Here is an 11,164-nt window from a genome sequence, read left to right as displayed (position 1 = left end):
TGAAAGTGTCATAAACTCGCACAGTTTCACATTTGCAGCCCGCATTCATGGGTTATTCAACAAACTTGGCGGCAGCCAACAGCAGATACGCGTCAGATACCGCCACAACTAGCCCCCGCCGCCCCGACTACGCCTTGTCCAGCCACTCTTGAGCGACCAACTCAGGGCTGGCGCCACCAGCCACAGCCCGGGTCATCAGCTTCAAGTCCTCAGTGCTCAGCGAACCCGCAATCTCATTGAGCACGCGGACTCGATCATCTCGGTCCAACGCTGGCTTGACGTAGAAAGGCACAAGCCATTGCGGCAAGTCAGCCCCAGCATTGTCAGCTGACACATCCGCGCAGCCCTGTGCCATGCCCGCGTCGGTGGCCATAACTTCACCCGGCAGCGACCGCGAAAATGCGTCGTACACACGGTCGCGCCACTCGCCGCTGAACTGCTTGTCCGGGGTGGAGTCGTCCGCGTATTCCTCCGCCAGTGAAGCCGCCGACGCAGGGTCGCTCAGGCCGAGTAGCTCACCTGTGCATCCGAAGGAGACCAGGACCGCTTCATTGCGTACGGCCCGCAACCGGTCGTCAGCATCGCGAATGCCGACGACCTCCGCTTGCCGCCCTATCCTCTCAAAGCTCTGCGCATACACGTACGCAAGAGCTGCTTGCTCAGGGTTGCGTAGGTCTGCCCCGACAGTCACCACCGCCTCCTGCTCGGGAGGAACGGGCATCTGCGGATCCAAATCAGAACATGCGGCAAGACCGAACCCCGTCGCCCCAGTGACCAATGCCAGGGCGGTAAAAGTGCACGCAGTAGCCGTGGAGCTACCCTTGCACCCCATTGAGCGGATGCGAAAGTGGAACCCGGCGTTCGCACGTCTAAAATCAATCATCGACACCAGCGTAACCTACGAACGGATTGTGAGGTCACCCAGAATGGGCGAAGAGAAAAGCCGCAACATCAGCGCTTCGGCGAAGGCTCGCAATCCGCGAACTAGCTCGGCCAGTCAAAGCCAAAAACCGTCGGCCACAGCAAAACCCGGTAAAACCGCTCGGGCGACGAATGCGGCTAAATCCGCAGCGAAGTCGGCTGTCTCGAAGGTGACGCGCACCAACGGCTCGTCGTCAAGCACAGGAACAGGACAGTCGAGGGCGGTGCGCGATGCCCTGCGCGATTGCGGCGTCTACATCGGCGGCAAGCGGTTGCCCGGCACCTACGACCACTTCTCCGGGCTGTCCGAGGTACGGAATTTTGGCGAGGGCTTCACGTGGCTGTCGTTGTCGCGCCCCAACGCGACACAGATGGATGCCATCGCTGAGCTTTACGGGCTGGATGAGCTGACGGTGGAGGACGCACTGACTAACCGCCAGCGCCCCAAGATTGAGATCCACGATGATCACGTTGTTTTTGTTATTCGCTCGATTCACTACTCCCCGGAAGGTCTCGCGGATGACGAAAATGAGATTATTCGCTCCGGCCAGCTGATGATTGTTATCGGCCCGGAGTACGTCATCACCATTCGCATGGGCATGCCTAGCTCGGATATGCAGCGCATTAGCGCACGCGTGGAGAACACCACCGACGCCATCGACTACGGCCCCGCGGGCGTGCTGTGGGCACTGACGGACAACCTCGTCGATGCGTACCTGCGCATCGCTATGCAGCTGGAAGATCGCGTGGAGATCATGGAAGACGAAGTCTTCGAGCCGAACTTGGATTCGGATATTGAGGACATTTACATCCTCAAACGAGAGATTCTGGAAATGCGCCACGCGATCGATCCGCTGACACCGGCACTGCGCTCCCTGATGAATCTGCGGGAAGACATCATGCCTAAGGACGTCAGCCGTTATCTTTCCGATGTTCTCGACCACCAGCTCGCCGCCGCGGACCTCGTCTCCGGACTCGACGAACGACTCTCCGCCCTCATCGACGCCGCCGCCGTGAAAATCCAGCTGCAGCAGAACCAGGATATGCGTACCATCTCGGCGTACGCGGCTATTCTCGCCGTCCCGACCGCCCTGGCCGGCATCTACGGCATGAACTTTGACCACATGCCCGAGCTGCACTGGGAGTACGGCTACTTCATCGTCCTCGCCATCATGTTTGCCATCGTGGCGTTTTTGGTGTGGGTCCTGCGCCGCAACAAGTGGCTGTAGGTACTGCTTCTGGCAGGCATCGCTTTACGACGGATACAGCAACCTACCCGCGATTCCCACCGAGCGCCCGCTGCGCCAACAGGTCACGGGCCCGCTCGGCATTGCGGGGATTGCACAGGACGTCGTAGCGACGGGCAACAATCTCCGTTGTGCTCGAGAAATCCCGCTTGCCGTTTTGCATTGCGTACGGAACTGCGGCCAGCACGATGCCGAAGATGGCGCCCATACCGAGGCCAACAATCAGCGGACTAACCCAATCCTCCTGGAAAAGCCCCAGAATCAGGCCGAAGAACAGGCCCATCCACAGCCCGTACAGCGCGCCGCCGCCGAGCACCTTCGGCCAGGTCAGCCTGCCAACCACGCGCTCCACCTGCATCAGGTCAACACCGACGATGGTGAGGTCGGAAACCGGGAACTCATCGCGATCACTGAGCGAATCCACCGCCGCCTGCGCGTCGGAGTAGTTGGTGAAACTGCCCACCGGCCACCCCTCGGGTACCTGGCGCTGAGGCAACCGGGACTTCATGCTCTGTTCCCGGCCGCTCCCCCAACCGCTGCCCGCTTCCCCATTTGCCATCGGTACTCTCACCGTTCCCTTGCAGTTGTTGTCACAGTAAAAGGTGACTCAGTTGCTGAAAATATTGCTAAAACTATCGCCAAAAGGCGTTCTATCAAGGACAACGTCAGACGATTGGCAATTGTTCCACCGACTGGTCCGCCGCCCATTCCACCGCCACCGCTCTTGCCGGAAGGGTTGGTCGCTGTGACCGTCGTAAAGCGGCAAACTACTGATTTTGTCAGTAGTTCTTTGTCTTGCGGGGTCTCACGATAAGATTCACTACATAATGTCTACGATTACTGAAGCTGAAGTTCGCACCGCCCTGGCGCAGGTCGAAGATCCTGAGGTACGTCGCCCGATTACCGAGATTGGCATGGTCAAGTCCATCTCGGTGGCGGACAACAATGACGTGGCCGTGGAGATTTACCTCACCATCGCCGGTTGCCCCATGAAAAACACCATCATCGAGCGCACCGAAGAGGCGCTGAACGGTATCGAGGGCGTTGGCAACGTCACCGTCACCACCGATGTGATGAATGACGAGCAGCGCCGCGAGTTCCGCAACGCCGTCCGCGGCACCGCCTCCGAGCCGGTGATCCCATTCGCCCAGCCGGACTCCCGCACCCGCGTGTTCGCCGTCGCCTCCGGTAAGGGTGGCGTCGGTAAGTCCTCCGTGACCGTGAACCTCGCCGCCGCGCTGGCCGCGAAGGGTCTGTCTGTCGGTGTCCTCGATGCCGACGTCTACGGACACTCCATCCCACACATGATGGGCTCCGAGGAAAAGCCACACCAGGTCGACGACATGATCATGCCTCCGCAAGCGCACGGCGTGTCACTGATTTCTATCGGACACTTCGTCGACGACAACGCACCGGTTGTCTGGCGTGGGCCAATGCTGCACCGCGCTATCCAGCAGTTCCTCGCGGACGTGTTCTGGGGCGACCTGGACGTCCTGCTTTTCGACTTGCCCCCGGGAACCGGCGACATCGCCATCTCCGTGGCGCAGCTCGTGCCGAACGCTGAGCTGCTGATTGTTACTACCCCGCAGATGGCCGCCGCCGAGGTCGCAGAGCGCGCCGGCACCATTTCGCTGCAGACCCGCCAGCGCATCGCCGGTGTCATCGAGAACATGAGCTGGATGGAGATGCCGGACGGCTCCAAGATGGAGGTCTTCGGCGCAGGTGGCGGCGAGACCGTTGCCCGTCGTCTTACCCAGATCACCGGCGGAAAGGTCGAGCTGCTCGGCCAGGTGCCGCTGGACACAGAGCTACGCGAAGGCGGCGACAAGGGCACCCCGATTGTCCTGTCCAAGCCGGATTCGGGCGCGGGCGAGGCCCTGAACGCTATCGCTGACAAGCTGGTTGTTCGTCGCGAGTCGCTCGCAGGCAAGTCGCTCGGCTTGGGCGTAACTCCGAAGTAGGCCTTCGCTTTACGACGATCACAGCGACGCCCCCTCCCCGGTATTTTCGGTGCCGGGAAGGGGGCGTCTGCTTTTGCGGCTGCGGTGTCTGGGGCGTATGTGTTGTGGGCGCTTTCGGTGGTGCATCCATCAAAGCGGCTGCGTGCACTTACTGACTAGGTTTATGACACTTTCGTGGCAAAATTTGTGCTCAAAGTGTCATAAACCTAGTCAGTAACTTGCGGTCGGGAACGGTTTGCAACCTCTATAGGTTGTCGTCGTCGACCCAGGCCTGCACCCCACGGGGCTGCTGAGGTTGTTGCGGCTGCTGTGGTGTTTGCTGTGCTTGCTGTTGGCGGGCCTGGGCAACTGGATCCTGCCACGTCCCCGGCTGCGGGAGCGGCTGCTGCGACGGAGCCGGCTGCACTGGCTGGTTCGTATTGGACTGCTGGTACTGCTGACCCGCAGGCCCGGCCGCTCCTGCAGCTCCGGCTGCACCAGTTCCGCCACCACCCGCTGCGGGCTTACCGGAGAGCATGTCCAGGTAGGTGTCATCGCCGTCGAAAAGCGTCCTGGTGATGGCGGTCTTCGGGTTGAGACGACGGAGATCGTTGAGCTCCTGCAGCGGCTTGCGAAGATCGTCGAAGTCTTCGCCGAACTCGTCCGAGAGGTTATCGCGTGCGTCATTGATTGCGGTGCGCGCAGCCAAGAGCAATGCGCGGACGTCCTCAATTACCTTCGGCAACCGCTCAGGTCCGATGAGAATTAGTCCGAGGATAAAGAGGACAAGAATCTCGCCCCAGCCAACATTAGAAAACACGTTATACCACCTTAGTTACAGTGCACCTCGCATGCAGCATTGCGTGGCCAAATCCACCAAATCTGCTAAATCCGCAGAAACCAGCGCCCCCTACTCCGGCGTGATCTTCGCCTCCAGCTCGGCTCCGTGGCGAACGATCTTCAATACCGCCTCATTACCAGCGCCAACAGTCCACAGCGCCACCGTGAGCTCATCTGCGGACGATACCGCGCGGTCTCCCACAGCCGTAATCACATCGCCTTCCTGCAGGCCTTCCCGGTCGGCAACGCCTCCCGGCAGGATGCTGGCAATCTCGGCACCAGTCAGTGCGCCATTGGAAACCGTGCGCGCTGTCACGCCAATCCCCGGATGAACCGGCTGCTCACCGGCGATGAGCTGCTCCGCGATGGCAACGGCTGAATTGATTGGAATCGCAAAGCCCAACCCCTGTGAGCCACCCGAACTACTGAAAATCACCGTATTAATACCGATAATGGCACCGCGGATATCCACCAGTGGACCACCCGAGTTACCCGGGTTGATGGAGGCATCGGTCTGAATCGCATCGGCGTAACCGTCCGTGTCGGTCCCCTCAGCAGCCAGGCGCACCGGGCGATTGAGCGCCGAGACAATGCCCGAGGTCACCGTGCCGCCAAGCCCCTGCGGCGAGCCCATCGCAATCACTGTGTCACCGATCGCAACCGCGTTGGAATCACCAAGCTGCGCCACAGTCAGCCCCGCAACATCTTCGACCTTAATCACAGCGAGGTCGGTCTTCGGGTCGCGGCCAATAATCTTGGCCGGCACTTCCTTCAGCTTTCCGCCGTCCCAAAACGTTACGGAGACCTGCATATCCTGCCGGTCCGCCACCGCCGAAACGACGTGGTTATTCGTCAAAATATGACCGTCACCATCAATGACAAACCCCGAGCCCACGCCCGAGACCTCACCGGCACTGACCGCAATCGACACCACCGCGGGACGAAGAGCCTCCGCCACCTTGCCGATTTCAGTCAAATCACCGTTGCCCGGCCGCCCCTCGATCTGCTGCAGCTCCACACGCTGGTAGTCCGAGCGGAAAGACTTGCCAGCCCAACCGCCAACAAAGCCGCCAACACCGCCAATGAGCAGCACCACGGCCGACGATGCCGCAATCACACGCCACGGCACCTCGCGGCCAAAAATCACTTCCCGCGCGCTGACGCGGGGAGCCGTCTTCGGGCGAGGCTTCTTTTTCGCTTCGGGTTTGCGGGCTGGACGCCCCGTCGTCATGCGTGACGACGAATCCTGCCACGGCGAATACTCTTGGGCGGTCGCACTGGTGTCGTCGTCAAGCTTCTGCCCTGGAGCACGCTGTAACCCGCCAGTTGCGGCGGCACGATCGGAGTCCGGGGCGAACGCGGAATCATCGAAAGAGCGATGTTTGCCCACTAGTGACTACCACCTTTACGAAAACCGCGAACGATCTGCTCCAACGCGGCACTCAGCGACTCCGGCGGACGGTGCGTGAGATGCCGCGCCGACCGATGGGGCTCTGAGTCCTCGCAACTGCCTGCGAAATCAGCAATACGAGCGCGCAGCTCAGCTGGAATGTGCAAGGGCGCACTATCACGCAGACGCTTGGCTGCCTGCCGCTGCTTCGCGACCTCCCGGCGACACTCCGGGCATGCCATCAGGTGCGCCTGCGCACGACGCTCAGCTACGACCGACAACTCGCCGTCAACAAAAGCGGCAATCGCCTCGGTGCCGAGATGCTCCGTTGACAAAAAACGCTTGTCATCGCCCTGCTGAATCACAGACTGCAGCACCTCCAGAAATCGCACCTATTTAACTAGCCCCACAATAGCCGCTCCCGCGGATTGAGTGCGGGAAATCTAGCCTGCGGTGACCGACTCCGGCAGCTCCTGTCGTTCCTTCTCCAGGCGCTCCAACGTCGCCCGCAAGCTGGAACGTGCCCGGTGAATACGCGAACGCACAGTGCCCATCTTGAGCCCAAGGGTGCTGGCAATTTCCTCGTAGGTCAGCCCCACCACATCACAGAGGACAACCACCGCGCGATAGTCCGGCTGCAGCTCAGCCAGCGCGATTTCCAAATCCGGGTCGAGCATCGCGTCATCGACGGCCTGCTCCGGGGTCTTCAGCGTACCCGGGACGCGGTCGTAGTTCTCCGGCAACGCCTCCATCCGGATGACCTGCCGATGCCGGACCATATCCAAAAACAGGTTAGTGGTAATCCGATGCAGCCAGCCTTCAAAAGTGCCGGGACGGTATGACTTCAGCGAGCGGAACACACGCATGAATGTCTCCTGCGTCAGGTCTTCCGCGTCCTGCTGGTTACCAGTCAACCGATATGCGAGCCCATAAACACTATCCGCGTGGGCCTGGACCAGCTCCGACCACGACGGCATCTCCCCCACACCTGCGTCAAAAGCCGCGGTGCCGGACAGTTGCTCAGTTACGTCAGCGGACGCGGCGTCCTCGCGGCTGGCGCCTACGCTGACTCGTTCGGACTTGACTCGTTCGGGCATGAGGTTCAGTGTTCCTTACCAACCTTAGGTTTGTAGTGACCTTACCCTGAAAATAGTTTGAGAGTCCAGACAAACTTGAGGCTTGTTTACCCACCTAGTCCGGCACTGACCGGCGCGCCCCGCTGCCCTGCCCGAAGTTTTTTCCTACGCTATAGAACGTGTCCGAAACGAGTTCTTCTGCTACCCCGCTATCCGCACGTGACGCTATTGCACAGCACGTCAACAACACGACCGTAGTCTCCGAGGCCCTTGAAAGCGCCCGAGAGAGCGCTCGCGAATACGGAGTTGCCGTCCCCGATACGATGACCGGCGCCGCTTTGACCTCGCTCATGGCTCTGACCAGTGCCCGCCGCGACGGTCACCCCGCCGCTGTCATCGCATCGCCTGCGGCAGGCGTAGTCGGTTTGCACCTGGCCGCCGGCCTCGGCGATGACGGCGTTCTCACCTGCATCGACCCGGAGCTCGAGCACCAGTCTCTGGCAAAGTCCGCTTTCCGAGCCGCAGGCATCCGCCCCAACCGACAGCGCTTCCTGCCCTCGCAGCCACTGGAGGTCATGGATCGACTGGCCGCCGACTCCTACGACTTGGTCTACTTGGACGTCGTCCCGGCAATCCTCCGCGCCGCCCAGGAAAAGGCCTGGCCGCTGCTTCGCTCCGGTGGCGCGCTCGTCCTGACCGGCGCGCTCCTCGACGGCACTGTCGCTGACTCGTCACGCACTGACCGTGACACCGTCGCTGCCCGCGAAGCCGACGAATACATGCTCCAGCTTGACGACGCTTACGTGATGCGCCTACCTCTAGCAGCTGGCACCACTGTGCTGGTGAAGAAGTAGTTTTCTACTGTTGGCCGGCCGGCTAGCGGCAGCGGTGGGCCGAGCCGAGTTACTGACTGTGTTTATGACAAAAATGGCCCGAAAAATGGCTTGAAAGTGTCATAAACTCACACAGTTTCACATTTGCAGCCCATGCCCGTATTCACATGCGCACCCCATATTCACAGGTGCAGCCCGCAACTTTTAGGGCTGCCAGTTTTGGGGCTAGGTAGCAACTAGGTAGCAAAAAGGGTTAAAGGCAAAAGGCACGTACCCCACGGTACGTGCCTTTTCAGCCGGTCGGACTCAGACAGTCTAGATAACCTGGTTCTTACCAACGGCCACAACGCCACCAGCGCTGACCTTGAAGCGCTCTGCGTCCTTCTCCGGATCGACACCGATAATGGCGCCGTCGGAAACTACAACGTTCTTGTCCAAAATCGCATGGCGAACCACTGCTCCGCGGCCGACGCGAACGCCTGGGAAGAGAACCGAGCCCTCCACCGTCGCGCCATCCTCGACCACAACGTTGGTGCTAATCACCGAGTTGCGGACCGTACCACCGGAGACAATCGAACCAGCACCGACCATCGAAGCCTGAGCAATACCGCCCTGGACAAACTTGGCCGGAGGCAGGTTCTCCTCTGAGAAGGTGTGGATTGGCCACTTCTTGTTGTAGAGGTTAAACACCGGGTGGACGGAAATCAGGTCCATGTTGGCCTCGTAGAAGGCATCGATGGTACCGACATCACGCCAGTAGCCCTTGTCACGTTCGGTCTCACCCGGAACGTAGCTGTCCTTGAAGTCCCAGACGAAAGCTTCGCCCTCCTCTACCAGCATCGGAATAATGTTTCCGCCCATATCATGGTCGGAGTTTTCATCTTCCGAGTCACGCTTAATAGCGTCGATAAGCGCGGAGGTAGTGAAGATGTAGTTACCCATCGACGCGAACGTCGAGTTCGGGTCATCCGGGGTGCCGGGCGGATCAGCCGGCTTCTCCAGGAACTCGGTGATTCGGTTGTTGTCATCGGCATCGATGACACCGAATGCGCTGGCCTCAGAACGCGGGACGCGGATACCAGCGACCGTCACGCCAGCGCCAGACTCGATGTGGGCCTCCAGCATCTGCTGCGGATCCATGCGATAGACGTGGTCGGCACCGAAGACGATGACGTACTCCGGATCCTCGTCGTAAACCAAGTTCAGCGACTGCAGAATCGCGTCCGCCGAACCGGTGAACCAGCGCTTACCCAGACGCTGCTGAGCCGGCACCGGGGTGACGTACTGGCCGGTGATGCCAGACAGCTGCCACGCCTGCGAAATGTGACGGTCGAGCGAGTGGGACTTGTACTGGGTCAGCACACAGATCTTCAAGAAACCTGCGTTGACCAGGTTCGACAGCACGAAGTCGATAAGCCGATAGCTACCGCCGAAAGGCACGGCGGGCTTAGCGCGGTCTTCCGTCAGCGGGAAGAGACGCTTGCCTTCGCCACCGGCAAGGACAATGGACAAAACATGTGGTTGACTCCTCACACCAACCAACCTATATGCGATTTACGTTCCTCGCTGCCAGTCTCCCCTCCCCGCTACCCACACCCAGTCATATCAAGCAACGGAAATTGTCAAATCTGGTTACGCTGGAACTATGCGTGTTGCCATGATGACCAAGGAATACCCTCCGGAGATTTACGGCGGAGCAGGTGTTCACGTAACTGAACTGACTCGTTTCATGCGCGGCCTCGACGGCGTTGACGTCGATGTGCACTGCATGGGTGCTCCTCGCGATGAGGCGGATGTATATGTCCACGGCGTTGACCCGGAGCTGAAGGATGCCAACGCCTCGATTAAGACGCTGTCCACGGGGTTGCGCATGGCCAATGCCGCCGCGGCAACCGACATTGATGTCGTCCACTCTCACACCTGGTACTCAGGCCTGGGCGGTCACCTCACCGGTCTACTCAAGGGCATTCCGCATGTGGCCACCGCGCACTCACTGGAGCCGCACCGCCCGTGGAAGCGCGAGCAGCTCGGCGGCGGTTACGACGTTTCCAGCTGGTCCGAGCGCAATGCTATGGAGTACGCAGACGCTGTCATTGCTGTTTCCGCGCGCATGAAGGACGCCATCCTGGACGCCTACCCGCGTATCTCCCCCGACAAGGTTCACGTTGTCCTGAACGGTATCGACACCGAGCTGTGGCACCCGCGCCCGACGTGGGAAGAGTCCAAGGAACAGAACGGCTGGTCTGTCCTGGAGGAGCTCGGCGTTGACCCGTCTCGCCCGATGGTCGCGTTCGTCGGCCGCATCACCCGTCAGAAGGGTGTCGCTCACCTGGTCAAGGCCGCATCGCTTTTCGACGACGGTGTGCAGCTCGTTCTGTGCGCCGGCGCTCCGGACACCCCGGAAATCGCGAAGGAGACTGAGCAGCTCGTCCATGACCTCCAGGAGAAGCGCGATGGCATTTTCTGGGTGCAGGACATGCTGCCGAAGGAGAAGATTCAGGAGATCCTGACGGCCGCGGATTCCTTCGTCTGTCCGTCCATCTACGAGCCTCTGGGCATCGTTAACCTCGAGGCTATGGCATGTGGCACCGCAGTTGTCGCCTCTGATGTCGGCGGTATTCCGGAGGTTGTCGTCGATGGCGAAACCGGCACTTTGGTTCACTACGAAGAGTCCGATCCGGAGGGCTTCGAGCGTGGAATCGCTGCCGCTGTCAACAACATGGTTGCCGACCGTGACCGCGCTGCCAAGGTTGGCCAGGCGGGTAAGAAGCGCGCTGAAGATGTGTTTAGCTGGGAGAACATCGCTCAGCAGACCGTTGAGGTTTATAAGTCTTTGATGTAGCTGGCTGTCTGCGAGACGCCACGGATGCGCGGTGGACGGAGTCTCCTCATAAGGCCCATCGCTTCCGAGAAGGAA

General features: G+C 60.4%; 11 protein-coding genes. 4 read left to right on the top strand and 7 right to left on the bottom strand.

Annotated features, from left to right (window positions below; all coding sequences use genetic code 11):
- Positions 1–127: 127 nt before the first annotated feature.
- On the bottom strand, positions 128–883 hold the full coding sequence (locus QP995_RS00515) for a type 2 periplasmic-binding domain-containing protein (RefSeq protein ID WP_070429353.1): 756 nt from the start codon (positions 881–883) through the stop codon (positions 128–130).
- A 43-nt stretch (positions 884–926) separates the two neighbouring features.
- Here QP995_RS00515 and QP995_RS00510 point away from each other — a divergent pair, with 43 nt between their 5' ends.
- On the top strand, positions 927–2,150 hold the full coding sequence (locus tag QP995_RS00510) for a magnesium and cobalt transport protein CorA (protein ID WP_016422415.1): 1,224 nt from the start codon (positions 927–929) through the stop codon (positions 2,148–2,150).
- 43 nt (positions 2,151–2,193) lie between these two features.
- On the opposite strand, the gene QP995_RS00505 is transcribed toward QP995_RS00510, so the two are convergent.
- Positions 2,194–2,676, bottom strand: a complete 483-nt coding sequence (locus QP995_RS00505; RefSeq protein ID WP_042388577.1) for a YflT domain-containing protein — start codon at positions 2,674–2,676, stop codon at positions 2,194–2,196.
- Between the two features lie 319 nt (positions 2,677–2,995).
- Between QP995_RS00505 and QP995_RS00500 the strand changes: the two genes are divergently transcribed.
- A complete protein-coding gene (locus tag QP995_RS00500; protein WP_049193006.1) occupies positions 2,996–4,129 on the top strand; it encodes an Mrp/NBP35 family ATP-binding protein in 1,134 nt (377 codons plus the stop codon).
- Between the two features lie 244 nt (positions 4,130–4,373).
- Here QP995_RS00500 and tatB read toward each other — a convergent pair whose 3' ends face one another.
- The 4 genes from tatB to sigE form a co-directional block, all read right to left on the bottom strand.
- Complete coding sequence (gene tatB / locus QP995_RS00495) at positions 4,374–4,928, bottom strand: Sec-independent protein translocase protein TatB (RefSeq protein ID WP_070429355.1); 555 nt, start codon at positions 4,926–4,928, stop codon at positions 4,374–4,376.
- Between the two features lie 90 nt (positions 4,929–5,018).
- The gene (locus tag QP995_RS00490) at positions 5,019–6,338 is read right to left on the bottom strand and encodes a S1C family serine protease (protein ID WP_284852800.1); all 1,320 of its coding nucleotides are present in this window, start codon (positions 6,336–6,338) and stop codon (positions 5,019–5,021) included.
- Entirely contained in the window at positions 6,338–6,730 is a 393-nt protein-coding gene (locus QP995_RS00485; RefSeq protein ID WP_239271898.1) for an anti-sigma factor family protein, read from the bottom strand. Before QP995_RS00485 ends, QP995_RS00490 begins: the two co-directional genes overlap by 1 nt.
- A 51-nt stretch (positions 6,731–6,781) precedes the next feature.
- Positions 6,782–7,435 carry an RNA polymerase sigma factor SigE gene (gene sigE, locus QP995_RS00480; RefSeq protein WP_070429357.1) on the bottom strand — a complete coding sequence of 218 codons (654 nt, stop codon included), beginning with the start codon at positions 7,433–7,435 and terminating at the stop codon, positions 6,782–6,784.
- 158 nt (positions 7,436–7,593) lie between these two features.
- Here sigE and QP995_RS00475 point away from each other — a divergent pair, with 158 nt between their 5' ends.
- Complete coding sequence (locus QP995_RS00475) at positions 7,594–8,268, top strand: O-methyltransferase (protein WP_070603699.1); 675 nt, start codon at positions 7,594–7,596, stop codon at positions 8,266–8,268.
- A gap of 294 nt (positions 8,269–8,562) precedes the next feature.
- Here the strand turns inward: QP995_RS00475 and glgC are convergent, their stop codons facing one another.
- The gene (gene glgC, locus QP995_RS00470; RefSeq protein ID WP_042388575.1) at positions 8,563–9,780 is read right to left on the bottom strand and encodes a glucose-1-phosphate adenylyltransferase; all 1,218 of its coding nucleotides are present in this window, start codon (positions 9,778–9,780) and stop codon (positions 8,563–8,565) included.
- Between the two features lie 112 nt (positions 9,781–9,892).
- Between glgC and glgA the strand changes: the two genes are divergently transcribed.
- The gene (gene glgA / locus QP995_RS00465) at positions 9,893–11,089 is read left to right on the top strand and encodes a glycogen synthase (RefSeq protein ID WP_284852799.1); all 1,197 of its coding nucleotides are present in this window, start codon (positions 9,893–9,895) and stop codon (positions 11,087–11,089) included.
- The last annotated feature ends 75 nt before the right edge of the window (positions 11,090–11,164 follow it).

The sequence above is a fragment of the Corynebacterium sp. MSK032 genome (genome assembly GCF_030232065.1).
GTDB classification, from domain to species: Bacteria; Actinomycetota; Actinomycetes; order Mycobacteriales; family Mycobacteriaceae; genus Corynebacterium; species Corynebacterium jeikeium_D.
This window is presented reverse-complemented; position numbering and strand designations above follow the sequence as displayed.

Bases quoted from the DNA above. Each gene is read 5' to 3' on its own strand.
- QP995_RS00515 (WP_070429353.1), bottom strand. From the start codon at position 883: ATGATTGATTTTAGACGTGCGAACGCCGGGTTCCACTTTCGCATCCGC.
- QP995_RS00510 (WP_016422415.1), top strand. From the start codon at position 927: ATGGGCGAAGAGAAAAGCCGCAACATCAGCGCTTCGGCGAAGGCTCGC.
- QP995_RS00505 (WP_042388577.1), bottom strand. From the start codon at position 2,676: ATGAAGTCCCGGTTGCCTCAGCGCCAGGTACCCGAGGGGTGGCCGGTG.
- QP995_RS00500 (WP_049193006.1), top strand. From the start codon at position 2,996: ATGTCTACGATTACTGAAGCTGAAGTTCGCACCGCCCTGGCGCAGGTC.
- sigE (WP_070429357.1), bottom strand. From the start codon at position 7,435: ATGCCCGAACGAGTCAAGTCCGAACGAGTCAGCGTAGGCGCCAGCCGC.
- glgA (WP_284852799.1), top strand. From the start codon at position 9,893: ATGCGTGTTGCCATGATGACCAAGGAATACCCTCCGGAGATTTACGGC.